Genomic DNA, 24086 nt, shown 5'->3' on the forward strand with positions numbered 1-24086 from the left:
CGGGAGATTTCTGCTAGGCGAATGACCTGAGGCGTCTAAGCTTCAGGTCATGAACCCGCGCATATTCGTCCTGACCCTGGTCACCTTCGCCTTCGGGTCCGGGGCCTTCATCTTCGCCGGCATGCTGGAAAACCTGGCGGCGGACCTGGGGGTGACCACCTCGGTGGCCGGGCAGCTGCAGACCGCCTTCGTCCTGACCTCAGCGGTCCTCGGGCCCCTGGCGGCCTGGATCTTCGGACGGGTTGATCGCAAATACATGGTCATGGGCGGGCTGAGCCTGGGCCTGATCCTGCACCTGGCCTGTTCGCTGACGCCGAACTTCGACACCCTGCTGGGCCTGCGGGCCCTGGCTGGCCTTGCCGGCGCCATGTCAGGCCCCGCCGCCAGCGTCGCCGCCGCCTCCCTGGCGCCGCCGGAACGAAGGGGCTCGGCCATAGCCATGGTGTCCAGCGGCATGACCCTGGCCTTTGTGGTCGGCATTCCCATGGGCAGTCTGATCGGCGCGGCCTTTGGCTGGCGCTCGACCTTCCTGTTGGCGGCGACCCTGTCGGCCATCGCCCTGATCGCCGTCACCTTCTTCCTGCCCAAGGTTCCGGCCCCGCCCAAGCGCGACGGCGGCAGCCTGAACCTGCCGGTGGTCTGGCCCTTTTATCTGACCACCTTCCTGACCTTCGCCGCCAACATGACGCTGAACCTCTACATCCAGCCCATTGTCCGGGTGGGCGCAGGGGTGACCGGCGCCGGCGTCGGCGCCTTCCAGGCCATGATCGGGGTGGGCTCAATCGCAGGTCTGGCCCTGGGCGCACGGGCGGCGGACCGGAATGCCGGGCGGGGCTGGATCCTGCAGGGCTTCGCCATCCAGGCCACGGCCATGAGCGTCCACTTCGCCGCCACCCACCATGCCCTGCCCGCCGGCTGGCCCAGCGCCGCCCTGGTGGCGCTGGGGATCTTCCTGGCGGCCACGGCCCTTTTCTCCATCACCCCGGTGATCCAGTCCCGGCTGATCCAGGCGACCGGCGGAGCGCCCGTCGCCCTGGCGCTCAATGGTTCGGTGGTGTCGCTGGGCCAGGCGCTTGGCTCGTCCGTCGGGGGACTTGCACTGCATATGTCCGGGGTGCCTGCCATTCCAGCGGCCGCCCTGGCCATGTCCCTGACCGCCCTGACCACCCTGGCCTTCCTGTTCCCGAAATCGCAGGAAAAGACCGAAAAGGTCGAAGCCTAGATCAGGTTGAACAGCCCGGCCCGGGCGGCCTTCAGGAAGACGCTGGGCAGGCCGTCGAGGTCCCGGCGCGGGGACCAGATCAGGTCTTCCGCCGACCCTTCCCCTCGCAGCACCTTCAGGGTCAGGGAGAAGTGGGTGAAGACGTGCTCGACCTCGCCCATGTTCCGCCAGTTTGCGGCTGACGGCGCCAGCGCCTTCGCCTCCGCCTCGGTGAAAGGCTTGTCCCGCCATTCCGTGGTCGGCAGGGCGAGCATGCCGCCCAGCAGACCCTTTGGCGGACGGCGGACAAGTCCGACCTCCTCGCCTCGGGTCAGGACATAGGCGACGCCATGGCGATGGGGCCGTGCGGCCTTGGGTGTCTTGCGCGGATAGGTCTCGGGCGCACCGAGGGCTTTCGCTTTGCAGTCCGTCTCCAGGGGACAGATGTCGCAGGTCGGGGACCTTGGCTTGCAGACCGTCGCCCCCAGATCCATCAGGGCCTGGGCCCAGTCGCCGGGGCGGTCGTCAGTGACCAGTTCCGCCGCCAGGGCCTTCAGCTCCGGCTTGGCGGCCGGCATGGGCGCTTCGACGGCGAAGAGCCGGGACATGACCCGCTCCACATTGCCGTCCACCACATTGGTCGGCCGGTCAAAGGCGATGGCGGCCACGGCGGCGGCCGTATAGGGCCCAAGCCCCGGCAGGCTGCGGAGCCCCTCCTCGGTATCGGGGAAGACCCCGCCATGATCAGCGGCCACGGCCCGGGCGCAGGCCAGGAGGTTGCGGGCCCGGGCGTAATAGCCAAGCCCCGCCCAGGCGGCCATGACCTCGCCGTCAGCCTCGGCCGCAAGGTCGCTGACCGTGGGCCATCGGGCGGTGAACTTCAGGAAGTAGGGGGTGGCGTGGGGCACCGTGGTCTGCTGCAGCATGACCTCGGACAACCAGACCCGATAGGGATCGGCCCTCAGGCCTGTCGCCAGGGCATCCGGCCGGATGCGCCAGGCCAGCTCCCGCCCGTGGGCGTCGTACCAGTCGAGGAGTTTGCGGCGCATTGGGTTCACCCGGCCTTCATGCCTTAAGTGTGGACGGGGTGCGACGGGTCCGTGGCGGATTTCTTCATCCGGGGCTAAGGTCAGGCATGCGCCGCAGGAGCCTGCCCACCATCCGAGAAGCCGCCGAGATCCTGGCGCGCAAGCGGTCGCGGCCGCCGCCCCAGGGCCTGCCCCCGGCCGGGCGCAGCCTGAACAGGACCCTGAAGGAACTGGACGAGCGGTTCGGCAAGGGCCCTGGCGCCCTGCAGGCCCGCTGGAAGGAAGTGGTCGGCCCCGACATCGCCCGCCGGACCGAGCCCGTCAAACTGACCAAACCCCGGGGCGGAGGCCCGGCCGCCCTGGAGATCCGCGTGGCCGGACCTGCAGCGGCCCTGATCCAGCACCAGGCCCCCGAGATCGTCGCCCGGGTCAATCTGTTCCTCGGCGCCGGCGCGGTCGACAAGCTGCGGATTGTTCAGGGCCCCCTGCGCGGTCTGGTCAGCGCAGCCCGGGCCCTGCCCCGGAAATCCCCGCCCCTGGACGCCGCCGCCGAGGCGGATTTGCGCAAGGGGCTGGCGGATGCGCCAGACGGTCCCCTAAAGGACGCCCTGCTCAAACTCGGGCGCGGGGTGATGCGGGACCGCCCCAAACCTTGACTTTCAACACGTGGCGCGGGAATCGCGCTTTAATCTTCCATTCGGATTTGCGCAGGGGATCCCATGCCGACTTTCAGCCGTAGTCTTTTCGTCGCCGCCATGGTTGGCGTCATGGCCCTTGTCGGGTGCAACAAGGCGCCTTCAGCCGACGCCGCCGACATGACCATGGGCGACGCCAACGCCAAGGTGAAGATGGTCGAGTACGCCTCGGCCAGCTGCACCCACTGCGCCGCTTTCAACAATGACGTCTTCCCGGCTTTCAAGGCCAAGTACATCGACACCGGCAAGGTGCACTACACCTTCAAGGAATTCCTGACCCCGCCGGTCGAGGTGGCCGCCGCCGGCTTCCTGACCGCCCGCTGCGCCGGAAAGGACAAGTATTTCAGCGTGGTCGACGCCATCTTCCGCGCCCAGCAGGAGATGTTCCAGACCGGCGACATGCGTGGCGTCCTCCTGCGCGTCGCCCAGTCCTCGGGCATGACCGAAGCCCAGTTCAACGCCTGCATTACCGACGAAGCCTCCCTGAAGGCGCTGAACGAGCGGGTCGAAAAGGCCATCAAGGTCGACAAGATCAGCGGCACGCCGACCTTCATCATCAACGGCAAGCAGGTGGCGTCGGGTGAAGTCACCCTGCAGCAGCTGGACGCCGCTTTCGCCGACGCCTCGAAGTAGGAAGGCTTCGAGCCCAAAGTGCACTTCCAGCGACTGCGCCTTTCCGGGTTCAAGTCCTTTGTCGATGCGACCGAGTTCCGCATCGAGCCTGGAGTCACGGGCATTGTCGGCCCCAACGGCTGCGGCAAGTCGAACCTGCTGGAGGCCCTGCGCTGGGTGATGGGCGCCAACTCCGCCAAGGCCATGCGGGCCGGCGGCATGGACGATGTGATCTTCGCGGGGTCCAGCGGACGGGCCTCGCGCAATCACGCCGAAGTCACGCTGACCATAGACAATGCCGACCGCAGGGCGCCCGCCGCCTTCAATGACCATCCGGTCCTGGAGGTCGTCCGGCGGATTGATCGGGGCGAAGGCTCGACCTATCGGGTCAATGGCCGGGAGGTCAGGGCCCGGGACGTGCAGCTGCTGTTTGCGGACGCCTCCACCGGATCCAACTCGCCAGCCCTGGTGCGCCAGGGTCAGATTTCCGAGCTGATCGCCGCCAAGCCCCAGAACCGTCGGCTGATCCTCGAAGAGGCCGCCGGGGTGTCGGGTCTGCACTCCCGCCGGCATGAGGCCGAACTGCGCCTGAGGGCGGCTGAGACCAATCTCGAACGTCTGGACGATGTGGCCAAGGAGCTGGAAAGCGCCCTGGGTCGCCTGCGCCGGGAGGCGAGGCAGGCCGATCGCTACAAGAAGCTGTCGGCGGAGATCCGCACCCTGCAGGCCGCCGTCCTGCATGGACGATGGGTGGAGGCCCGGGACGCCGCCGGCCGCCTGACCGGGGAAGCCGATGAGGCCAGCCGGGCTGTGGAGGCTTCGGCCAGGGAAGCCGCCGCTGCGACCGCCCGCGCCGTCGAGGCCGAGGCCCAGATCAAGCCCCTGCGGGAGGCCGAGACCGTGGCCGCCGCCGTCCTTCACCGCCTGGCCATTGACCGCGACCGTCTGGAGCGTGAGGGCGAGGCCCTGGCCGCCGAGGTCGAGCGCCTGACCGGCGAGGCGGCCCGCATCGATCAGGATCGCGCCCGGGAAACCCAGATCGTCGAAGACGCCGACGCCGCCCTGGCCCGGCTGGTTGAAGATCTCGAGGCCCTGCAGGCCGCCATCGCCGCAGCGCCGGTCCGCACCCCCGAACTGCAGGCGGCCGCCGAGGCGGCGGAGGCGGCGCGGGTCGCCGCAGATGCCGAGGTCGAAGGCCTGGCTGCCCAGATCGCCGCCGAAGACGCCCGTTTCCGCGCCGGGGCTGCGCGGGTTGACGAGGCGACCACCCGGGTCTCGCGCACCCGGCGCGCCCTGGATCAGGCCAGGCATGAACGCGAGCAGCTGGGTCCAGCCGTCAATCCCCAGACCCAGTCGGCCCGGGATGACCTGGAAAAGGCCGAGACCGCCCTGACCGCCGCCCGCGCAGCCCTGGAAACTGCCGAGTCATCGCGGCTCTCCGCCCAGGCCAGCGAAGGCGAGGCCCGCGAGACCTCCCGCAAGCTGGACGAACAGCTGGGACGGATGACCGCCGAGGCCCGGGCCCTGGCCCAGCTGGTCGCCCAGGCCCGTCGCGGCGGATTCACCCCCGCACTGGAACAGGTTTCTCCCGACAAGGGCCTGGAAGCAGCCCTGGCTGCGGCCCTTGGCGATGATCTCGACGCGGCCCTCGATCCCAAGGCGCCGGCCTATTGGGGCGGCGGCGACACCCTTTCGCCGGAGTGGCCCAAGGGCACGCAACCCCTCGCCGGCCTGGTCAAGGCGCCCGACGCCCTCTCGCCCCGCCTGGCCTTTGTGGCCCTGGTAAACCGGGCTGATGGCGATCGCCTGCAGTCCCAGCTCAGCCCCGGCATGCGTCTGGTTTCCCGGGAGGGCGATCTCTGGCGCTGGGACGGGTTCACCGCACGGGCGGATGCTCCAAAGCCGGCGGCTGTCCGGATGGAGCAGCGCAATCGCCTGTCGGAAATCGAAGCCGACATCGAGGCCCTCGAGCCCAAGGTAAAGGTCGCCCGGGAAACCCTGGCCCGGGCAAGCGCCGCCGTCCAGGCTGCTGAAGGGCAGATCCGGGAACTTCGTCCGACCATTCCCCGGCTGGAAGCGGCCGTGACCGCAGCGCGCAGCGTTGTGGAAAAGCTGGAGCGGGAGTCGGCCCGGCGGGAGGCCCATGCCGCTTCGCTTGATGACGTGATTTCACGGTTCGCCGCCGAACTGGCCGAGACCGAGGCCGCCCTGCAGGCAGCCCAGGCCGACGCCCAGACCGATCCCGCGCAGGGCGATCTCCCCCAGAAGCTGGCCCAGGCGCGGATGAAGGCCGGCCCGGCCCGGGAAGCCGCCGCGGCCGCCCGCGCCGCCGTGGACGTGGAGGCCCGTGAACGGGATGGTCGCGCCCGGCGTCTGGAGCTGCTGACCAAGGACCGGGAGGACTGGGTGAAAAGGGCCCAGGCCGCCGCAAAGCGTCTGGACCATCTGGTCAAGGCCCGGGCGGACGCCAAGGCGGCCCTGGACGAGGCCCATGACAAGCCTGGCACCCATCAGCGCCGCCTTGAAGACCTGCTGAGCCAGTTTGCAGAGGCCGAGGCCAGGAGGGCGAAATCATCCGACGCCCTGGCCCAGGCCGAGGGCGCGCGGGCAGAGGCTGACCGGCTGGTCCGGGCGGCTGACGCCGCAGCGGCCGAGAGTCGCGAGCTTCGCGCCACCCTGGCGGCTCGCCTGGAGGCCGCCTCGGATCGCCTGGCCGAAATCGTCCAGCAGATCAGCGACTCCCTGCATATGTCGCCCAATGAACTTGCCCGGAAGCTTGCGGACGAAGCCGTCGCCATCCCTTCGGCCACGGACGGGGTTGAGGCCCATCTCCAGAACCTTGAGCGCCAGAGGGACGCCATCGGCCCGGTCAATCTCCGGGCGGAGGACGAGGCGTCTGAACATGCCCAGCGCCTTGAGACCATGCAGATCGAGCGCGCGGACCTGACCGGCGCCATCAGCCGGCTGCGGCAGGGGATCGAAGAACTGAACAGTGAAGGCCGGGATCGCCTGGTCGCCGCATTCGATGTGATCAACGGCCATTTCAAGACCCTGTTCGAAGCCCTGTTCCAGGGTGGTCAGGCTGAATTGCGGCTGGTGGAATCGGACGACCCCCTTGAGGCCGGCCTCGAAATCTACGCCTGCCCCCCGGGCAAACGCATGGCGACCATGAGCCTGATGAGCGGGGGCGAGCAGGCCCTGACGGCCTGCGCCCTGATTTTCGCGGTCTTCCTGGCCAATCCGGCGCCGATCTGCGTGCTCGATGAGGTGGATGCGCCCCTGGACGACGCCAATGTGGAGCGGTTCTGCAGCCTGTTGGACGAGATGCGCCGCAGGACGCAGACGCGGTTCATCGCCATCACCCATAATCCCGTGACCATGGCCAGGATGGACCGTCTTTTCGGGGTCACCATGGGCGAGCGCGGCGTCTCCCAGCTGGTGTCGGTCGACCTGCGCCAGGCAGAGGCGATGGCGGCCCAATAGCAGCCCCCTGATCGGTTTCTGCAGGCGCTGTGCAAGGGGAAGCTTGCCCCTCTCCGGCCGCGAAACGACTTCCAGCCCGACGGAAGGCGGATGATCGTCAGGTTATTGTTTGTTTTCAATGGATTAAATCCACTTCCAGCCAGCCTTGACGCACCGCACACACGGCTATAGGTTCCGCGCGACTTGAAGCCCGGGGCTGTGGCGGAGACGTCACGGTCTACAGACCGTGTGACGCATGGCAGTTCCCGAAACTTCGCGTGAGGAGGCCATAAAAAGCCTCGATGCGCGAGCCGAAGCGCTAGCGGCGCGGACGACTCAGCCTACGCCGGACTATGGGTCCAGGGCGCATGGCGACGGCGCCCGCCTCATTGGTGTTTTGTTCGGGGGCGCATTTGTTGGGATCGGATTCGGCGCTATCGTCGACTCGCTGATCCACACAGCGCCCTGGGCTATGATCATCGGAGTCCTGATGGGCTTCGCTGTTTCGATTTGGATGGCCGTTCGCATGGCCGCACGTATGAGCGCCGAGTTGGCGAGTGAGTGGGGGCCCCCGAAGGACCTCCCCATCGACGACGAGGACGATTGAAGGAGTTCGAGGCGGCATGGCCAGCCCGATGCATCAGTTCGAGATCCACCCGGTTCTCACCTTGCCGACCGTCAACGTCCCTGGCCTTGGCGCCATTGACCTGTCGATCAACAACTCCATCCTGTCGATGCTGATCGCTGCGACCATCATCGTGGCCTTCTTCGCCCTGGTGACCGCCCGGGCCGCCGTGGTTCCCGGCCGCCTGCAGGTTATCGGCGAAGGCATTTTCGGCTATATCGACGACCTTGCGACCGGGATCATCGGCCATGAAGGCCGTACCTTCTTCCCGTTTGTCTTCACCCTTTTCCTGTTCATCCTGGTGATGAACTTCCTGGGTCTGTTCCTGGTGTTCACCGCAACATCCCAGCTTGCGGTCACAGCGAGCCTCGCAGTCATGACCATACTTCTGGTGCTGATCGTCGGCTTCGCCCGAAACGGCGCCAATATGTACAAGCTGTTCGTGCCGGCGGGCGTGCCCTGGTACATGCTGATCCTGGTGACCCCGATCGAGCTCATCTCGTTCATGCTCCGGCCCGTCACCCTGGCCCTTCGTCTGTTCGGCAACATGCTGGGCGGCCACGTGGCGCTGAAGGTGTTCGCCGGCTTCGTCGTTTCCCTCTGCGCCCTCGGCGCCACAGGCGGCGTCGCCACGCTGGGTTATGCCGGCGCCCTGCTTTCCCTGGGCGGCGTTGTCGCCCTGACCTCTCTCGAATTCCTGGTAGCCTTCCTCCAGGCTTTCGTCTTCGCGGTTCTGGCCTGCGTCTATCTCAATGACGTGGTCAACCTCGGCCATCACCACTGACGGTCGGGTTTCTTCACTCTCTTCTCAACTTCCAAACGGGACTAAAAACATGGATCCGGCTGCAGCTAAATACATCGGTGCGGGCCTCGCGACCCTCGGCATGATCGGCGCGGGCATCGGCGTGGGCACCATCTTCTCGGGCTTCCTGCAAGGCGCGACGCGTAACCCGTCGGCCGCCGCTGGTCAGTTCACCAACCTGATCCTGGGCGCCGCTCTGACCGAAGCCCTGGGCATTCTGGCCTTCGTGCTCGGCCTGCTCATCCTGTTCAGCTAAGCTGAGACCACAGCAAGGGGCGTCTGGCGTAACCGTCAGGCCGCCCCTCTGTAATTAGGACGTCTAAGCCTTATGGCCGCCGAACCTACATCCCATCCTGCCAACTCCGCAGGCGCTCACACCAGTGAGTCCACGGAGGCCGCCCAGAGCGGCGGCGGGCTGCCGCAATTCAAGTTTGAATTCTGGGGCGGCCAGATTGTCTGGCTGGTCCTGATTTTCGCTGTCCTCTATACCCTGCTGTCCAGGGTCTTCGTGCCTCGGCTGCGCAAGGTGCTGGATGTCCGGGCTGAAACCATTGCTTCGGCAGTGGACCAGGCCAGGACCGTCCAGGCTGAAGCCGACGCCCAGGCTGCAGCTGCAAAAGCCGAGATCGAGCAGGCCCGCGCTGCGTCCCGGGCCCTGGCGGTTGAAGCCAAGGCCAAGGCCACGGCAGAACTCAATAAGCGCCAGGCTGCTGAAGATGAGCGTCTGGCCGGGGAACTCGCCCAGGCTGAGGACCGTATTCGGGGTCTTCGCGACGCCGCCATGGCCAATGTCAGCGGGATCGCCGTGGAAACCGCGCAGGCTATTGTCGAGCGCCTGACCGGATCCAAGGTCTCGGCCGCCGACATCAAGGCCGCCGGCCAGGGAGCTGTCTGATGCCTGAATTCCTTAATCCCGCAGACGCGGAATTCTGGGTCGGCGTCGGCCTGCTCATTTTCCTTGGCATCGTGATCTTCGTGGCCAAGGCCCCCAAGGCCATAGCCGCAACCCTCGACGCCCGGACCGCCTCCATTCAGTCAGACCTGGATGAAGCCGCCCGGATCCGGGCTGAAGCCGAACGCCTTCTCGCCTCCCTGCAGGCAGAGCGCGCCGAGGCTGAGCGTCAGGCAAAGGACATGCTGGCCGCCGCCCGCGAACAGGTCCGGGTCTTCGAAGCCGAGGCCAAGGCCAAGCTCGAGGAAAGTCTCGCACGGCGTCAGCTTCTTGCGGAACGCAAGATCGCCAATGCCGAGGCGCAGGCTCAGACCGAGGTCAAGGCGGCTGCGGCTGACCTTGCAGCCCAGATGGCGGAACAGGTTCTTGTGGCCCGTCTCGCCGGTTCGAAGAGTGACCCCCTGATCGACATCGCCATCGGTCAGATGAGCAGCAAGCTTCAATAGACGTCCGGCGAAGCGCGGAGTTCAAGGGCCCGAAAGGGCCCTTTTTCTTATCTGGACCTGCGTCGCTTGAGCTTGCGTCGCCACAGGACCGCGCGCCGCCACCTGGGCGGCAGGAGCAGGCGCTCCAGCCGGAGGAATTGCTCCCAGAAGAACAGGATGACTTCCGGATCCCGCCTCAGCAGGCGGCGAAGCGGGCGGGCGATTTTGGGGTGGGACTGCTGGAAACGGACAAACTGTCGCCGCGCCTTGAAGGAGTTGCGCAGGATCAGCATCAGGCCAACCACCATGACCGGCACCCCAAGGGGGCCAGGCAATGGGGCGATGACAAGCCCGATTATGACGACCACGACCCCGAGCAGGGTCAGCACAATCCTGGCCGCCCGCCCGGCATAGGCCAGGACAAGAGCGTCTGCCGCCCGGTGAACGCGCTTGTTCTCCAATGGACCTTCAGAAATTCAAAGAGAAAGCAGGGTGCTTGGGGGTCTGGCTGAGGATATGTGTCGCCGACGGATCAATTGTAAGGCGCAGACGAAAATATCGGACAGCCGTCTGTGGACTATTCAGCCGGAAGGATGCCAGGCGCAAAACCGGGTGTGCTCGGCCCGGCGGGCTTGCGGCTATGGCGACGGAAAGCCCGACGCGCCTTGACCAGAATCCGGTGCTTCCGGTTGGGAATGATGCGTTCGACCCTGAGGAACTGCTGCCAGATCACCAGCACGACCTCTGGTTCCCGGCGCATGAGGCGGCGCAGGGGAAAGATCATCTTGGGGTGAGCCCGCTGCATGCGGACAAACCGGCGACGGGCCTTGAAGGAATTGCGCAGCACAACCATCAAGCCGACCACCAGGATCGGCAGGCCCAGGTGCCCGGGAAGGGGAGCCGTCACAAGTCCCACAGCCATGATCACCAGACCCAGAGCCACGAGGAGGAAGCGCCCAACGCGACCGGCAAGGTCGCGGGCGGCTTCATCCGAGGCGCGCGTCAAGCGCAGGGTGGGCGTCAAAATAGACACGGCATGCTTCCTGGGGTCCGTGGTCCGCGGCGACTTGGGGAGGTGCGCCGGTGATCACGTTAGGTGGATATGAGCATGTAACATTGAATCGTAAAGGCAGGGTTCTCGTTAAATTTCCGCAAGGTGCGCTATTCCGCCGCAAGGGGCGTTTGGGACACAGGCTTCCAGGTCAGCTTGGGCTTACGGGCCGCCTGGGTTTCATCCAGACGCCTGAGAGGCGCCAGATAAGGTGCGCCGGTAAACCGGTTCACATCCCCCGCCTTGGCGGCATTGGCCAAGGCGATCAGGGCGTCACAGAAGCGGTCCAGCTCCTGCTTTGATTCCGTTTCCGTAGGCTCGATCAGCATGGCGCCGTGTACGACCAGGGGGAAGTACATGGTCATGGGATGGAAGCCCTCGTCGATCATGGCCTTGGCGAAGTCGAGGGTCGTGACCCCGGTTCCTTCCAGCCAGTGGTCGTCAAACAGGGCCTCATGCATGCAGGGCCCGTCCGGGAAGGCGGGAGTCATCACTCCGGAGAGCCGTGCCTTGATGTAGTTGGCGTTCAGGACAGCGTCCTCAGCCACCTGACGCAGACCGTCCGCCCCATGGCTGAGCATGTAGGCATAGGCCCGCACGAACATGCCCATCTGACCCTGGAAGGCGACCATCCGGCCAAAGCCCTGGGCAGCCTCCCCTTCAGGGCTTTCGATCAGATCAAAGCCCTTGGGGCCCGAGACCACCCATGGAGCCGGGGCGAAGGGCGCCAGGGCTTCGGACAGGACCACGGGACCCGCGCCCGGCCCACCGCCACCATGGGGCGTCGAGAAGGTCTTGTGCAGGTTGATGTGCATGGCGTCGACGCCGAGGTCGCCGGGACGCACCCGACCGACGATGGCGTTGAAGTTGGCGCCGTCACAATAGAAGTAGGCCCCCGCCGCATGGGTCAGCCGGGCGATCTCGATAATGTCCCGCTCGAACAGGCCGCAGGTATTTGGATTGGTGACCATGATGGCGGCCACATCGCTGGAGAGCTTGGCTTCCAGATCAGCCAGATCGACCCGGCCGTCATCGGTCTGGGCGATCTCGGTGACGGAATAGCCCACAAACGCCGCCGTCGCCGGATTGGTGCCGTGAGCCGAGGTCGGCACCAGGACGGTCCGCCGGTGGCCCTGGCCCTTGGCCTCATGGGCGGCCTTGATGCACAGCAGGCCGCAGAGTTCGCCGTGGGCGCCAGCCTTGGGTGACATGGCGACTGCAGGCATGGCGGTCATGGTCTTCAGCCAATGAGCCAGTCGGTCCATCAGCGCCAGGGCGCCCTGGGAGGCCGAGACCGGCGTAAGGGGATGCAGGTCGCCAAACCCGGCCAGCCGCGCCATTTTCTCATTGAGCCGCGGATTGTGCTTCATGGTGCACGATCCCAGGGGATAGAGGGCCAGATCGATGGCGTGGTTCTTCTGGCTGAGGCGCACATAGTGCCGCATGGTTTCCGGCTCGGAGAGCCCGGGAATGCCGATCGGCGTCTTGCGGACCAGATCGCCAAGGTCAGAGGCATCTAGGGCCGGCGCTTCCAGATCGACGCCGGACTTGTCCCATCCGCCCAGTTCGAAGATCAGGGCTTCATCCTGCAGCAGGCCACGGGCCCCGGTCAGGGAGCCGCCAACACCTGCGGCCTGGCCCTCAGGACGCGTCGGGCGTCCAACACTGTTCATGGTCATTGGCCGAACCTCCCCTTCATAGCTGCAATCAGGGCGGCGATGTCGGCCTCCGTTGTGGTTTCCGTGGCGGCGACCAGCAGGACGTCATCCAGACCCGCCTCAGGCGCCAGCCGCGAATAAGGCGCGCCAGCTATGATCCCCTGCCCCACCAGATCCTCGACCACGGCCGCAGCATCCTGAGGCAGGCGCACGGCAAATTCGTTGAAGAAGCGCGGGGTCAGGATCTCGACGCCGGGAATGGCGGCCAGGGCGTCGCGCAATTGCCGCGCCCGGCTGTGGTTCAGCGCCGCCAGATCCCTCAGCCCCCGCTCGCCCAGCAGGGAGAGGTGGATGGTGAAGGCCAGGGCGCAGAGGCCGGAATTGGTGCAGATGTTGGAGGTCGCCTTATCGCGGCGGATATGCTGTTCCCGGGTCGACAGGGTCAGGACAAAGCCCCGGCGACCTTCGGCGTCCAGGGTTTCTCCGCAAAGCCGGCCAGGCATCTGGCGGACGTATTTTTCCTTGCAGGCGAAGAGGCCAACATAGGGCCCGCCATAGCTGAGGCCGACGCCTATGGACTGGCCCTCGGCCACGGCGATATCGGCGCCCATTTCGCCTGGGGATTTCAGCAGGCCGAAGGACACCGCTTCGGTCGTCACAACAATCAGGAGGGCCCCGGCGGCGTGGGCCGCCTCGGCGATCCGGGTGACATCCGTGACCGTGCCAAAGGCGTTGGGGGTCTGGACCACGACACAGGCCGTGTCGCTGTCAATTTCGGCGACCACGGCGGCCTCGGCGTCGATTGCGGCGGCTAGACGGTTGATCTCCATGCCCTCGGCGTGGGCGATGGTCTGGGTCACGGCGGAATAGTGAGGGTGCAGGCCGCCTGACAGCACGGCCTTGTTACGACGGGTGACCCGCTGGGCCATCATCACGGCCTCCGCGCAGGCGGTGGAGCCGTCGTACATGGAGGCGTTGGCCACCTCGAGACCCGTCAGGGCCGCCACCTGGGTCTGGAACTCGAAGAGAACCTGCAAGGTCCCCTGGGCGATCTCCGGCTGGTAGGGCGTATAGCTGGTCAGGAACTCCGACCTCTGGATCACATGGTCCACGGTGGCCGGAATGTGATGCTTGTAAGCTCCTGCCCCACAGAAGAAGGGACCTGCGCCGGCCGGCCGGTTCAGGGCGGCCAGGGCGGCGAGCTCGCGCTCAACCTCCATCTCGCCGGCATGGAGCGGCAGGTCGAACAACTCGGCCTTCCGGGCGACGCCCGGCACGTCAACAAACAGGTCGTCAATGGACTTTGCGCCGATCACCGACAGCATGTCGGTGCGATCAGCAGGGGTCAGGGGAAGATAGCGCATGAGGCTCAGAGGGTTCCCAGATAGGCTTCATAGGCGGCGCGATCCATCAGGGCCTCGAACTCGGCCTTGTCGGCGATCCTGATCTTTGCGAACCAGCCGAGGCCTTCAGGCTGGTCATTGACGGTTTCGGGCGCGTCGCCCAGGGCGGCGTTGCCTTCCACCACTTCCCCGGACAGGGGCGCGTAAACGTCAGAGGCGGCCTTGACGCTCTCGACCACCGCCATGGAGTCGCCGCCCTTCAGGGCCTTGCCGACATCCGGGGTCTCGACGAACACAACATCGCCCAGTTGTTCCGCCGCATAGGCTGTAATGCCGACCGTGGCGATGTCGCCGTCCAGTTCGACCCATTCGTGATCTTTGGTGAAGCGCATGGTGTGGGTCCTTCTCAGAGCTTGCGGACGTAGCGGTGGGGAACAAATGGCATGGCGGTGACCTCAGCGGACTGAGGCTTGCCCCGTACGATGACCCTGAGTCGGGTCCCGGGCGAGGCGAAAGCTGGGGGTACAAAGCCCATGGCGATCGGTGCGGAAAGGCTGGGGGCGAAACCGCCGGAGGTGACGATGCCGATGACCTTGCCGTCTTCATCGGCGATCTCGGCGCCTTCCCGAGCGGGGGCGCCTTCGAGGACTTTCAGACCAACCCGCTTGCGGGTCGCTGCGCCCTGAAGTTCGCCCAGTATGCGGGCGGCGCCCGGGAAGTCGGCGGCTTCCCGACGCTTTACGGAGACGGCAAAGCCCAGATCGGCCTCGATGGGGCTGACGGTTTCGTCCACGTCATGGCCATATAGGGGAAGCCCGGCCTCAAGCCTCAGGCTGTCGCGGGCGCCCAGGCCGATGGGCCGCACCCGTTCATCAGCGAGCAGCATGTTCCAGACGCGCTCGGCTTCGCTGGCCGGGACAGAGATTTCATAGCCGTCTTCGCCGGTATAGCCGGACCGCGACAGGAGGACGTCCGTCCCGAAGCCTTCGAGGGCGGCGCTGTCCATAAAGACCATCTGCGCAGCTTGCGGAATGTGGGCGGTCAGGACGGCGCAGGCCTCAGGGCCCTGCAGGGCCATCAGCGCACGGTCTTCAAGCCGCTCGATCTCGACCTGCCCGGCCAGGGCTTCACCCATGACCTTGAAGTCATTGTCCTTGCAGGCGCCATTGACCACCACGAACAGGCCGTCATCGTCCGGGCGGGCGGCCATCAGATCATCAATGATCCCGCCAGAGGCGTTAAGCAGGACGGAATAGCGCTGCTTGCCGGCCTTCAGCCCCTTGAAGTCGCCAGGGGTGACCTGCTGGAAGGCCGCAAGGGGCGCCTCGCCCCGCAGCCTTGCCTGGCCCATATGGCTGACGTCGAACAGACCTGCATGGGCGCGGGTCCAGAGGTGTTCCTTGAGCACGCCGTCCTTGTACTGGACGGGCATGGAATAGCCGGCAAAGGGCACCATGCGGGCGCCTGCCGCAACATGCGCCGCATGTAGGGGCGTGGTCCTGAGGGTCTCTTCAGACAAGGGTCGACTCCGCTGACGTGACGCGTGCGGAAGGGATCTCCGACGTCGCCCTGCCCCCGCTGTCTTTGGAACCTGAGAGATTTCAGAACCCGCAAGGGTTCTTTGCTCCTTCGGCGAGCCCCCGCGAGGGTGCTGCTTTCCAGCGTTCATCAGCCTTTCGCGGTCCGTTTGCCTGAGCGTTTCCGGGGCGGTTGCGCCTTCGGCTCCGGGGCTTTGGGGCCCCGATCTCTCCCGCGAGAGTCGACTGTCAGAGTCGTTGAACGGGCTTTCGGAGTCAAGGATGCTGGACTAGCCTCGATCAAGGAAAGGGGCCCTGCATGTTTTCTGTGCGTCTGAGATTTGCGGCCTTCGGATTGGGGGTCCTGCTGCTCCCGGCAGTCCTCATAGGAAGCGGCCAGACGGACCTGCAGAACCTTGGCAAGCTGGCCATGATCCTGGGGCCGGCGGTCCTTGGAAACGCCCTGGCTTGGGGCCTGAAGACCGAACGGCCAGCCCTCCGACCTTCAGAAATCCTGCGCGCAGCCATCATCACCCTGGCCATTGTCCTGTCTGCAACGGCGACGGCCCTGATTTTGGGCAAGGCTCACCTTGGCGGGCTTTCTCCCACACCCCAGGCTGTTGCAACGGCGATGGCGGGCAGTGGCCTGACCAGTGTTCTGGAAGAGCTGGGCTGGGCGGCGGGCGGCCTGACCCTGGCCCGTCAGGCCCTGGGCCCGCGCCTGGGCGTCCTTGGGCTCGGCGCGATCTGGGCCCTCTGGCACCTGGTCCCGGTTCATTTCCGCATCGGCCTGTTTCCGGATCTTGAAACCGCGCCGCCGGCGATGATCGCGGCTTTCATCGCCGCATGCCTTGTCTATCGCGCCCTCCTGACACGGCTGTGCGATTGCGCGGGATCCTGGCTCGGGGCCGCAGCCGGACATGCTGCGCCAAACATCGTCATGGCGGGACTGATCGCCGGAGGTCTGGGTGGCTGGTCAGGCAGCTGGTGGGCGTTTCCGGCGCCGGGGGGGCTGATCTTCCTGGCCCTGGCGGCGGGGGCGCTGATCTGGGTGTCCAGGGCTCGGTTCCAACCTGCTAGTTGATCAGGTCATAGCCCTGCCACATGGCCAGGCCGGTCACCAGCAGCCCCACAAGCCACGTAAGGGGCCGCAGGGGTATATGCTTGGTCGCCCATCCGGCGATCGGGGCCGCGACGACGCCGCCTACTACCAGGCCGCCGACAGACCAGATGTGATCTGTCAGACCTGTCGTCTGCCAATGCCCCGTAATCAGGGCGGTCAGGAAGGCGGCTGACACGGCGACCGCCATGAAGAATTCCGCGGTATTGGTCGTGCCGATGGCCTGCCTTGGCTCTGCCCCTCCCCCCATCAGGGTCGAGGTGACGATGGGTCCCCAACCGCCCCCGCCAATAGCGTCGAAGAAGCCGCCGACAAAGCCAAGGGGGAATGGCAGCCGCCATGAGAAAAGCTGGGGGCGGGTCTGTCTCCAGGCGCGGTAAAGGATGACCAGCCCCATGAGCCCGAGCCAGCCGACCACAAAGGGTTTGACGGCATCACCCTTGATCGAGGTGAGCACATAGGCGCCGAGGACCCCGCCAATGACCCCGCCAAGGGCCAGCAGGATCAGCAATCGGCGACCGACATTGCGGTGGTAGAGATGGCTGATGGCAGAGGCGGCGCCGGCGAAGACCTTGGCCGCGTGGACGCTTGCCGACGTGTTCGCAGGTGAAACACCCATCATGAGAAGTGTGGATGAGCATATGACGCCGTAGGCCATGCCCAGGGCGCCATCCACCAGCTGGGCCCCAAACCCGACGGCGACGAACATCCAGAAATCAGCAGGCATGCAAAGCTCCTTGCAGGGTTTGCATGGGCCCAAACCTGCCTGCCTGGCAAAGGGGTTTACCTTCGCAAGGGATCAGGTTTTCTATCAAGCAGCCGCGGCCTACATCCGCTCGGGCGCTACAATCCCCAGCAGGTCCAGGCTCAGTTCCAGCTGACGCAGAGCCGTCTGGGCCAGGGTCAGGCGCGATGACCTGACAGCAGCTTCGGCTGGAAGGATGGGGCAGGCCGCATAGAATTTAGAAAAGCCCTGGGCCAGCTTGTAGGCATGCTCGGCGATCAGGTTGGGCGCCTTTTTTTCATAGGCGTCCACCAGGGCCTGGTCGAAAGCGTCCAGCAGCAGGACCAGATCCCGCTCGGCAGGTTCGGTCACAGTGACTGGGCCCGCCGAATGGCCAGCCTCGGCCGCCCGACGCAGGACTGATTTCACCCGAACTGCCTGGTAGAGCAGATAGGGACCCGTCTTGCCTTCGAAGCTCGAGAAGCGATCGAGATCGAACACATAGGACGTCCCACGGAAATTCTGCAGGTCAGCGAACTTGAGGGCCGCCACCGCTACGGCATGGGCGGTGGCCTCGAAGGCCTCCGGGTCAAGCTCGGCGCCCAGGTCGGCTTCCTTCAGGCGCTCGCGGGCCTTTTCCCGGGTCATTTCGATCAGGTCGTTCAGCTTCAGCACCCCACCCTCGCGGGTCTTGAACGGTTTGCCGTCAACCCCGTTCATGGTGCCGAAGCCCAGATGCTCCAGGCCGCCTTCCGCCGCATAGCCGGCCATCAGGGCGGCGCGGAAGACGATCTCGAAATGGTCGGCCTGCCGCTGGTCCACCACATAGAGGATCTGGTGGGGATCAAAGCTGCGCTTGCGGTCCAGAATGGTGGCCAGGTCCGTGGTGCCATACATGGCCGAGCCCTCGGACGAGACCACCAGAAGGGGCGGCAGCTGGCGCTTGTCGTCCTCGCGGGCGACGCGGATGATCCGGGCGCCCTGGTCATCCTCGATCAGGCCCTTGGCGTCCAGCTCGGCCACCATGGGATCGATCAGATCCTCGACATCGCTCTCACCCTTCCAGAGGTCGAAATCGACCCCCAGGGCGTGGAAGTCCCGCTCCAGGGCGACCCGCGTCACCTTGGCGAAGTGCTTCCAGAGCAGGTGATAGCCCGGCGTCCGGTCCTGCAACCCCGCCGTGATCTTGCGGGCGCGGTCGCGATATTCCGGATCTTCCTTGCCCTGGGCCGCGGCGGCCGGGTAGAGGCGATCAAGATCGTTCAGGGTTATACGACTTTCGAACAGGGCGAAGGCCTCGGCCTCCCGGACCTCGGAGATCGTGTCGTTGGAGCCGTTGATTCCATTGATCAGGGTGGCGATCTCGGGCGCCTCGTCCATGGCCGCGCCGATCAGCAGGCCCATCTGATAGCCCCAGTCGCCGAAATGGGCGTCGCCCAGGACGGTGTCGCCACGGTAGCGATAGATCCGCTTCAGGGACTCGCCGATGATCGAGGCCCGCAGGTGGCCCACATGCATCGGCTTGGCGACATTGGGTCCGCCATAGTCCACCAGTATGCGCCGGACAGTTCCGACCTGGCTGGCTCCCGCCCGTGGATCGGCTGCAAGGGTGTTGGCCCGGGCCGACAGCGCCTGATCGGTGACCTTGAAATTGATGAAGCCGGCGCCGGCGATCTCGGCCGCAGCTAGCCTTTTGTCCTTGTCCAGCTCAGCGAGGACCGCCTGGGCGATTTCCCGGGGATTGCGGCGGGCCGCCTTGGCTGCGGAGAGGGCCCCGTTGCACTGGAAGTCAGCCAGGTCAGGGCGATCGGACGGGGTCACCCGCCCGAGGTCTGCAGGGAGGTCCAAGGCCGCGAAGGCCGCCGAGACAGCCTGGGTCAGGCCTTGCTTCAGATCCGTCATTTTTGATTCGTCGCCGCCGATGCCGCGCCGGCGTTCAGGCGGAAGCGTTTGCCCAGACGATTGAACTCGGCCATTTCCGGGGTGACGTCAAAGCCCACCAGGACTTCGAAGTTCGAGCCGGATGTGGTCAGCTTGGCCCGGGGGATCACCACCTGGTTGATCTCTTCCGTCACATAGACCCGATCCTGACCCGGCTGGAACTTCACAGGCAGGTTGAAGTATTCCTTGGCGATCACGGCCTCATTGCGCTGGGTGACAGCGATCCAGTAGCGGTAGGTCTTGCTGGAGCCTTCGGCCTGCGGACCCTTGCCCAGTTCGAACAGGACCTGCATCTTCAGGGTGATGGGTTCGTCGTCCTTGTAGGCGCAACCGGCGGAAATACTTTGGATTTCTCCTGAATACCCGACGTTGGCGGAGGCTTCCCTGCCGTCCTTGAACTCTACATATCGCCCGGCGTCGTAGAGGACCTTTACATAGGGGCACGGACCGGCGTTCCGCAGCTGCGGCAACGGCGCCTGGATATCGCCGAACTCCTGGTCACGCTTTTTCTTCTTGGCCTGGTCCTGCTGCTGGCGATCTTCATCGCTCTGGCGGCCCTGGGCGAACGCCGTATTGGCTGGAAGGGTGACGGCGGCGCCGAGAAGGGCGGCGATAAGGATAAGTGACCGGCGCATGAGGTCGTCCAGACAAGGGGCTGCAGCGGGGGACCCGCCTTGGGGTTCCTAGTAATGTCTAAAGATTGCGGCTGCAACGCGGCTGGTGTTCCGAGTCCGACAATGGCGTACGATGTCCGCGCGCAACGAGACCAATTTCAGGAAGCGAGCGCCAGACTCGCTCCACTAGCGTCGAAGCCTCTGAAGCCCTAGCTTGGGATCATGTCTTCCCCGGCTCCCCCTCCCCGCCCCCTGACCGTCCTTCTGGCCACCCCGCGGGGCTTTTGCGCCGGGGTGGACCGGGCGATCCAGATCGTTGAACGCGCCATCGAAAAGTATGGGGCGCCAGTCTATGTTCGCCATGAGATCGTCCATAACCGCCATGTTGTGGACAGGCTGAAGGCCCTTGGGGCGGTCTTTGTCGAGGAACTGGAAGAATGCCCCTTAGATCGGCCGGTAGTCTTTTCAGCCCATGGCGTTCCGAAGGCCGTGCCGGCGGAGGCCAGGTCCCGCAACATGCTCTATCTCGACGCGACCTGCCCCCTGGTTTCCAAGGTCCATGTTGAGGCCGGCAGACATTTCGACGCCGGACGCGAGATCATCCTGATCGGCCATGCCGGACACCCCGAGGTCGTCGGCACCATGGGCCAGTTACCCCCAGGCGCCGTCGCCCTGATCGAGACGGTCGAGGACGCCAGGGCCTTCACGCCCAGGGACGCGGGTAATGTGGCCTTCGTCACCCAGACCACCCTGTCAGTGGACGATACGGCCGAAATTGTCAGCGCCCTGCGCGAGCGGTTTCCAGCGATTTCGGCGCCGCACAAGGAGGACATCTGCTACGCGACCACCAACCGTCAGGACGCCGTCAAGGCCATGGCGGAAGGTAGCGATGTTGTGCTGGTCATTGGATCGGCCAACTCCTCGAACTCGGTTCGACTGGTGGAAGTCGCCCTGAGGGCCGGCGTGAAAGCCGCACACCTGATTGATGACGCTTCACACCTGGACCTTTCCTGGATGGAAGGCGCCAGCGCCGTAGGTGTGACGGCAGGCGCCTCCGCCCCGGAAGTCCTGGTGCAGGGGGTGATCGACAAACTGAACGCAGCCTTTGAGGTCACGGTGCGCGAGGTCGAGGCCGCGCGGGAGACGGTCAGCTTCAAGCTGCCGCGCATGCCCTAGGCGCATGGTCGAGCCTTCTGTGACTTGACCGGCGGCCCGACCTCCCGCAATCGGAGCGTCACATGGCTGTTTACACCGACCTCACCGACGAAGATCTGGCGTCCCTGTTGGCGTCCTATGACCTTGGCGCGCCTCTGGCCTTCAAGGGCGTGGCCGAGGGGGTGGAAAACTCCAACTTCATGCTGGAAACCGAGACCGGACGCTATTTCCTGACGGTCTATGAAAAGCGGGTCCGGGCCGACGAACTGCCCTTCTTCCTGAACCTGCTCAGCTGGCTGGCGGACCATGGCTATCCCAGCGCTGCACCGGTGGCTGACCGCTCTGGCAAGGTCCTTCAGACTGTTCGGGGCAAGCCGGCCGCTATTGTCACCTTCCTGCCCGGGCTTTCGGTCCGTAGGCCCAGCGTGGCCCACTGTCGGGAGGCCGGTGAAGGACTGGCCCGACTGCATCTGGCCGCGGAGGGTTATGGTGGAACCCGCGCCAATGACCTGGGACAGGAAGCCTGGGCGCCGATGTTCGAACGCCTGAAGCCGGCAGCCGAGGCCTTGAAGCCCGGACTTGCGGCCACCCTTGCGGCGGACCTGGATTACTTTGCATCCAACTGGCCAGGTGGACTGCCAACAGGGATCGTTCACGCGGACTATTTTCCGGACAATGTCTTCTTCAATGGCGGGAAGTTTGCGGGGGCCATCGACTTCTATTTCGCCTGTGTCGACGCCCTGGCCTATGACATCGCCGTCGCCCTCAATGCTTGGTGTTTCGAGGCCGATGGCAGCTTCAACATAACCGCCGCCCGCGCCATGGTGGCGGGCTATGAGATCCACCGCCCCCTGACCCCCGCAGAACGTCAGGCTCTTCCAATTCTGGCCCACGGCGCAGCCATGCGGTTTTTCCTGACGCGCCTCGCCGATTGGGGCGCAACCCCGGCCGGCGCCCTGGTCCGGCCCAAGGATCCCCTGGAGTATGAGCGCAAGCTGGCCGTACATCGGGAAGCTCCCGATCTGGTCCTGATGGGAGCCGGGCAATGACCCCTTCAGTGGTGATTTATACGGACGGCGCCTGCTCGGGTAATCCCGGGCCCGGAGGCTGGGGCGCCATACTGACCCTGGGCCAGACCGTGAAGGAAATCTGCGGCGGCGAGCCAGACTCCACCAACAACCGGATGGAGTTGATGGCCGCCATCCGAGCCCTGGAAGCCCTGACCAAGCCCTGCTCTGTCGAACTTCACACCGACAGCACCTACGTCATGAAGGGCATTTCCGAGTGGATCCACAACTGGAAACGCCGGGGCTGGCGGACCGCAGACAACAAGCCGGTCAAGAATGATGATCTCTGGCGCAGGCTCGATGAGGCCCGGGGCCGCCACCAGGTGACCTGGAAGTGGGTCAAGGGCCATGCCGGCCACCCCCTCAATGAACGCGCCGACGAACTCGCCCGCCAGGGCCTGACCGAAGCACGCGCCCGTCCTTGACAAGGACGACGACGCTCCCCAGATCGTTCAGGATTGAACGAGTGGAGGCGTGAATGTCCTCAATCCCCCTTCGCAGCGCCACTTCGCCCCAGGACCATCCTCACATCGAGGTCTTCACCGCCATTGGCGTCATTGAACACTTCCTGCGGAAGACCGTGATCCGCCATCTGCCGCCGGGCATGACCTATGCGCATTTTGAAGTCCTGCGGCACTTCATGCGCCATGGCGATGGCCTGACCCCAGCAGAGCTCTCCCAGGTCCTGCTGGTGACCAAGGGTGCGGTGACCAACATACTCCAGAAAATGGAGGAACAGGGTCTGATCGCGGTGATCAGTGACGTGGCGGACGGCCGCAAGAAACGGATCAGGATCACCCGCACCGGAATTGAAACCGCCAACGCCCTCTTCAAGGCCATGAAGGCCCAGACCGAAAAGCTGAGGGACGGCTTCACGGACAATGAGTTCCGCGACGCCCTGCCATTCCTGAAGGCCCTCGGCGCCTTTCTGGCGGAAGAGACTGCTGCAGGTTAGGATCAGCCATGCTGTACCTGATCCTCAAGGCTGGCCTGTCCGGGCTGATCATCGCCGCCGTCTCGGAAATCGCAAAGCGGTCCCCCGGATTTGGAGCCCTTGTGGCGTCCCTGCCTCTGGTTTCAGTGCTCGGCATGATGTGGCTGTGGAAAGATACCCATGACCCCGTCAGGCTGGCTGACCATGCTCAGGCAACCGTCTGGTATGTTCTGCCGTCCTTGCCCATGTTTCTGATCATTCCGGCCCTGCTGAGGCGTGGAACGCCGTTCTGGGGCGCTCTCGGCGTCGGCTGTCTTTTGACCATCGGCCTCTATCTGCTGATGACCTGGGTTGGTCCCCGGTTTGGCATAAGGCTTTAGGACCATCTGAACCGATCGGCGAACTGACAATTCCTGGATCGAATGTCGTCCGGGCGCGTTTCCCCGGGTACCTGGAACGGAGCCATCTGCTCAGGCCCAAATGCTTGAGCATCTCCGTCAGAGACCTGGAAGGACCAGTTCTATGACTGAACAGTACATTTCACCCCAAGGCATTCCCGACCGGATGAGCGACAGGATCACAGCACAGGACGAGGCCGTGATCCGGAGCCGACGGGAGAAAGAACATGCCCACGCCCTGCGACATGGGTCGAACTCAAGCCTCCTCGCCGGCATAGTGATCGGCGGCGTCATAGCCATGGGCGCTACGGCCTACTTCGCCCGGGAAAGCGGGTCCTTTGCCAACGCTGGCGGGGCCGTTGACCGGAGTATTGAGTCCACCACCGCCGCCTCCCAATCCGCGACCGCTGACGCCGCCCAGTCCGTAGGGTCCGCCGCCCACAATGCTGGCGAGGCCGTAGACAAGTCCATGTCTGACGTCGCCGCCAAGACCCGCCCCGAGTGAGTTGGCCCTGTCTCCGGCGGGCCTGAACCCGCCGGCCTCACTCTCCAAGCAAGAAGGATTTCGCCATGTTTTACTGGACTGCAGTTTTCCTCGTCATTGCTCTGGTTGCCGGAGCCATTGGCTTTGGCGCCGTCGCATCGATCTCATTCAGCTTTGCAAAGGTCGTGTTCGTCCTGGCCATTGTCCTCTTCCTGCTGAGCGCCCTGTTCGGCATGCAGGGGCGGCGTCTGGGATAGAAATTCCGCAAGACCCCGATG

Annotated in this window: 27 protein-coding genes and 1 riboswitch; of the genes, 17 read left to right on the forward strand and 10 right to left on the reverse strand. The window is 65.3% G+C overall.

All coding sequences use genetic code 11. The annotated features are described in order from the left end of the window. Positions 1–49: 49 nt before the first annotated feature. Positions 50–1222 carry a hypothetical protein gene (locus CFE28_14515; protein ID OYU71096.1) on the forward strand — a complete coding sequence of 391 codons (1173 nt, stop codon included), beginning with the start codon at positions 50–52 and terminating at the stop codon, positions 1220–1222. Here the strand turns inward: CFE28_14515 and mutY are convergent. Further along, positions 1219–2250: an A/G-specific adenine glycosylase gene (gene mutY / locus CFE28_14520; GenBank protein OYU71097.1), complete on the reverse strand. Its 1032-nt coding sequence runs from the start codon at positions 2248–2250 to the stop codon at positions 1219–1221. The two genes, CFE28_14515 and mutY, sit on opposite strands and share 4 nt — an antisense overlap. 86 nt (positions 2251–2336) lie before the next feature. On the opposite strand from mutY, the gene CFE28_14525 reads away from it, so the two are divergent. From CFE28_14525 to CFE28_14560, 8 genes are all read left to right on the forward strand, one after another. Next, on the forward strand, positions 2337–2885 hold the full coding sequence (locus CFE28_14525) for a hypothetical protein (protein ID OYU71098.1): 549 nt from the start codon (positions 2337–2339) through the stop codon (positions 2883–2885). 63 nt (positions 2886–2948) lie between these two features. Then, complete coding sequence (locus tag CFE28_14530; protein ID OYU71099.1) at positions 2949–3557, forward strand: disulfide bond formation protein DsbA; 609 nt, start codon at positions 2949–2951, stop codon at positions 3555–3557. An 18-nt stretch (positions 3558–3575) separates the two neighbouring features. Continuing rightward, positions 3576–7019, forward strand: coding sequence for a chromosome segregation protein SMC (smc, locus tag CFE28_14535; GenBank protein ID OYU71100.1), 3444 nt, complete (start codon positions 3576–3578; stop codon positions 7017–7019). Between the two features lie 235 nt (positions 7020–7254). Next, on the forward strand, positions 7255–7605 hold the full coding sequence (locus CFE28_14540) for a F0F1 ATP synthase assembly protein I (protein ID OYU71101.1): 351 nt from the start codon (positions 7255–7257) through the stop codon (positions 7603–7605). A 16-nt stretch (positions 7606–7621) separates the two neighbouring features. Next, a complete protein-coding gene (locus CFE28_14545; protein ID OYU71102.1) occupies positions 7622–8407 on the forward strand; it encodes a F0F1 ATP synthase subunit A in 786 nt (261 codons plus the stop codon). 49 nt (positions 8408–8456) lie between these two features. Next, entirely contained in the window at positions 8457–8681 is a 225-nt protein-coding gene (locus CFE28_14550) for a F0F1 ATP synthase subunit C (protein ID OYU71103.1), read from the forward strand. Positions 8682–8753: 72 nt separating this feature from the next. Further along, entirely contained in the window at positions 8754–9320 is a 567-nt protein-coding gene (locus CFE28_14555; protein ID OYU71104.1) for a hypothetical protein, read from the forward strand. After that, positions 9320–9823, forward strand: coding sequence for an ATP F0F1 synthase subunit B (locus CFE28_14560; GenBank protein OYU71105.1), 504 nt, complete (start codon positions 9320–9322; stop codon positions 9821–9823). Before CFE28_14555 ends, CFE28_14560 begins: the two co-directional genes overlap by 1 nt. Before the next feature lie 47 nt (positions 9824–9870). On the opposite strand, the gene CFE28_14565 is transcribed toward CFE28_14560, so the two are convergent. The 6 genes from CFE28_14565 to CFE28_14590 form a co-directional block, all read right to left on the reverse strand. Continuing rightward, complete coding sequence (locus CFE28_14565) at positions 9871–10278, reverse strand: hypothetical protein (GenBank protein OYU71106.1); 408 nt, start codon at positions 10276–10278, stop codon at positions 9871–9873. 101 nt (positions 10279–10379) lie between these two features. Beyond that, positions 10380–10835: a hypothetical protein gene (locus CFE28_14570; GenBank protein ID OYU71107.1), complete on the reverse strand. Its 456-nt coding sequence runs from the start codon at positions 10833–10835 to the stop codon at positions 10380–10382. Positions 10836–10963: 128 nt separating this feature from the next. Next, positions 10964–12532: a glycine dehydrogenase (aminomethyl-transferring) gene (locus CFE28_14575; GenBank protein OYU71108.1), complete on the reverse strand. Its 1569-nt coding sequence runs from the start codon at positions 12530–12532 to the stop codon at positions 10964–10966. After that, entirely contained in the window at positions 12529–13875 is a 1347-nt protein-coding gene (locus CFE28_14580; protein OYU71109.1) for a glycine dehydrogenase (aminomethyl-transferring), read from the reverse strand. The genes CFE28_14575 and CFE28_14580 overlap by 4 nt, the downstream gene beginning before the upstream one ends. 5 nt (positions 13876–13880) lie before the next feature. Continuing rightward, positions 13881–14246 carry a glycine cleavage system protein H gene (gene gcvH / locus CFE28_14585; GenBank protein OYU71110.1) on the reverse strand — a complete coding sequence of 122 codons (366 nt, stop codon included), beginning with the start codon at positions 14244–14246 and terminating at the stop codon, positions 13881–13883. Between the two features lie 14 nt (positions 14247–14260). After that, a complete protein-coding gene (locus CFE28_14590; protein OYU71734.1) occupies positions 14261–15523 on the reverse strand; it encodes a glycine cleavage system protein T in 1263 nt (420 codons plus the stop codon). Beyond that, a riboswitch (glycine riboswitch) is annotated at positions 15524–15617 on the reverse strand. It lies immediately after the preceding gene. Between the two features lie 73 nt (positions 15618–15690). Here CFE28_14590 and CFE28_14595 point away from each other — a divergent pair. Beyond that, a complete protein-coding gene (locus tag CFE28_14595; protein OYU71111.1) occupies positions 15691–16455 on the forward strand; it encodes a hypothetical protein in 765 nt (254 codons plus the stop codon). Here the strand turns inward: CFE28_14595 and CFE28_14600 are convergent. From CFE28_14600 to CFE28_14610, 3 genes are all read right to left on the reverse strand, one after another. Beyond that, complete coding sequence (locus tag CFE28_14600) at positions 16448–17218, reverse strand: hypothetical protein (protein ID OYU71112.1); 771 nt, start codon at positions 17216–17218, stop codon at positions 16448–16450. The genes CFE28_14595 and CFE28_14600 overlap by 8 nt on opposite strands. Before the next feature lie 99 nt (positions 17219–17317). Further along, positions 17318–19117, reverse strand: coding sequence for an arginine--tRNA ligase (locus CFE28_14605; GenBank protein OYU71113.1), 1800 nt, complete (start codon positions 19115–19117; stop codon positions 17318–17320). Then, entirely contained in the window at positions 19114–19791 is a 678-nt protein-coding gene (locus CFE28_14610; GenBank protein OYU71114.1) for a Tat pathway signal sequence domain protein, read from the reverse strand. The genes CFE28_14605 and CFE28_14610 overlap by 4 nt, the downstream gene beginning before the upstream one ends. A 201-nt stretch (positions 19792–19992) precedes the next feature. On the opposite strand from CFE28_14610, the gene CFE28_14615 reads away from it, so the two are divergent. From CFE28_14615 to CFE28_14645, 7 genes are all read left to right on the forward strand, one after another. Beyond that, entirely contained in the window at positions 19993–20946 is a 954-nt protein-coding gene (locus tag CFE28_14615; protein OYU71115.1) for a 4-hydroxy-3-methylbut-2-enyl diphosphate reductase, read from the forward strand. A 62-nt stretch (positions 20947–21008) separates the two neighbouring features. Then, the gene (gene thrB / locus CFE28_14620) at positions 21009–21974 is read left to right on the forward strand and encodes a homoserine kinase (protein ID OYU71116.1); all 966 of its coding nucleotides are present in this window, start codon (positions 21009–21011) and stop codon (positions 21972–21974) included. Then, positions 21971–22417 (forward strand): ribonuclease HI, encoded by a 447-nt coding sequence (locus tag CFE28_14625; GenBank protein ID OYU71117.1) that lies wholly within the window; start codon positions 21971–21973, stop codon positions 22415–22417. The genes thrB and CFE28_14625 overlap by 4 nt, the downstream gene beginning before the upstream one ends. 53 nt (positions 22418–22470) lie before the next feature. Then, positions 22471–22947 (forward strand): hypothetical protein, encoded by a 477-nt coding sequence (locus tag CFE28_14630; GenBank protein ID OYU71118.1) that lies wholly within the window; start codon positions 22471–22473, stop codon positions 22945–22947. An 8-nt stretch (positions 22948–22955) separates the two neighbouring features. Continuing rightward, the gene (locus tag CFE28_14635) at positions 22956–23306 is read left to right on the forward strand and encodes a hypothetical protein (GenBank protein ID OYU71119.1); all 351 of its coding nucleotides are present in this window, start codon (positions 22956–22958) and stop codon (positions 23304–23306) included. Positions 23307–23448: 142 nt separating this feature from the next. Beyond that, positions 23449–23829, forward strand: a complete 381-nt coding sequence (locus CFE28_14640; protein OYU71120.1) for a hypothetical protein — start codon at positions 23449–23451, stop codon at positions 23827–23829. A 65-nt stretch (positions 23830–23894) separates the two neighbouring features. Next, positions 23895–24065, forward strand: coding sequence for a DUF1328 domain-containing protein (locus CFE28_14645; protein OYU71121.1), 171 nt, complete (start codon positions 23895–23897; stop codon positions 24063–24065). The last annotated feature ends 21 nt before the right edge of the window (positions 24066–24086 follow it).

Source organism: Alphaproteobacteria bacterium PA2 (genome assembly GCA_002256425.1).
Taxonomy (GTDB): domain Bacteria; phylum Pseudomonadota; class Alphaproteobacteria; order Caulobacterales; family Caulobacteraceae; genus Phenylobacterium.

Coding starts and splice junctions, on each gene's coding strand:
- CFE28_14515 (OYU71096.1), top strand. CDS start 50: ATGAACCCGCGCATATTCGTCCTGACCCTGGTCACCTTCGCCTTCGGG.
- mutY (OYU71097.1), bottom strand. CDS start 2,250: ATGCGCCGCAAACTCCTCGACTGGTACGACGCCCACGGGCGGGAGCTG.
- CFE28_14525 (OYU71098.1), top strand. CDS start 2,337: ATGCGCCGCAGGAGCCTGCCCACCATCCGAGAAGCCGCCGAGATCCTG.
- CFE28_14530 (OYU71099.1), top strand. CDS start 2,949: ATGCCGACTTTCAGCCGTAGTCTTTTCGTCGCCGCCATGGTTGGCGTC.
- CFE28_14540 (OYU71101.1), top strand. CDS start 7,255: ATGGCAGTTCCCGAAACTTCGCGTGAGGAGGCCATAAAAAGCCTCGAT.
- CFE28_14545 (OYU71102.1), top strand. CDS start 7,622: ATGGCCAGCCCGATGCATCAGTTCGAGATCCACCCGGTTCTCACCTTG.
- CFE28_14550 (OYU71103.1), top strand. CDS start 8,457: ATGGATCCGGCTGCAGCTAAATACATCGGTGCGGGCCTCGCGACCCTC.
- CFE28_14555 (OYU71104.1), top strand. CDS start 8,754: ATGGCCGCCGAACCTACATCCCATCCTGCCAACTCCGCAGGCGCTCAC.
- CFE28_14560 (OYU71105.1), top strand. CDS start 9,320: ATGCCTGAATTCCTTAATCCCGCAGACGCGGAATTCTGGGTCGGCGTC.
- CFE28_14575 (OYU71108.1), bottom strand. CDS start 12,532: ATGACCATGAACAGTGTTGGACGCCCGACGCGTCCTGAGGGCCAGGCC.
- CFE28_14580 (OYU71109.1), bottom strand. CDS start 13,875: ATGCGCTATCTTCCCCTGACCCCTGCTGATCGCACCGACATGCTGTCG.
- gcvH (OYU71110.1), bottom strand. CDS start 14,246: ATGCGCTTCACCAAAGATCACGAATGGGTCGAACTGGACGGCGACATC.
- CFE28_14590 (OYU71734.1), bottom strand. CDS start 15,523: ATGAACGCTGGAAAGCAGCACCCTCGCGGGGGCTCGCCGAAGGAGCAA.
- CFE28_14595 (OYU71111.1), top strand. CDS start 15,691: ATGTTTTCTGTGCGTCTGAGATTTGCGGCCTTCGGATTGGGGGTCCTG.
- CFE28_14600 (OYU71112.1), bottom strand. CDS start 17,218: ATGCCTGCTGATTTCTGGATGTTCGTCGCCGTCGGGTTTGGGGCCCAG.
- CFE28_14605 (OYU71113.1), bottom strand. CDS start 19,117: ATGACGGATCTGAAGCAAGGCCTGACCCAGGCTGTCTCGGCGGCCTTC.
- CFE28_14610 (OYU71114.1), bottom strand. CDS start 19,791: ATGCGCCGGTCACTTATCCTTATCGCCGCCCTTCTCGGCGCCGCCGTC.
- CFE28_14615 (OYU71115.1), top strand. CDS start 19,993: ATGTCTTCCCCGGCTCCCCCTCCCCGCCCCCTGACCGTCCTTCTGGCC.
- thrB (OYU71116.1), top strand. CDS start 21,009: ATGGCTGTTTACACCGACCTCACCGACGAAGATCTGGCGTCCCTGTTG.
- CFE28_14625 (OYU71117.1), top strand. CDS start 21,971: ATGACCCCTTCAGTGGTGATTTATACGGACGGCGCCTGCTCGGGTAAT.
- CFE28_14630 (OYU71118.1), top strand. CDS start 22,471: ATGTCCTCAATCCCCCTTCGCAGCGCCACTTCGCCCCAGGACCATCCT.
- CFE28_14635 (OYU71119.1), top strand. CDS start 22,956: ATGCTGTACCTGATCCTCAAGGCTGGCCTGTCCGGGCTGATCATCGCC.
- CFE28_14640 (OYU71120.1), top strand. CDS start 23,449: ATGACTGAACAGTACATTTCACCCCAAGGCATTCCCGACCGGATGAGC.
- CFE28_14645 (OYU71121.1), top strand. CDS start 23,895: ATGTTTTACTGGACTGCAGTTTTCCTCGTCATTGCTCTGGTTGCCGGA.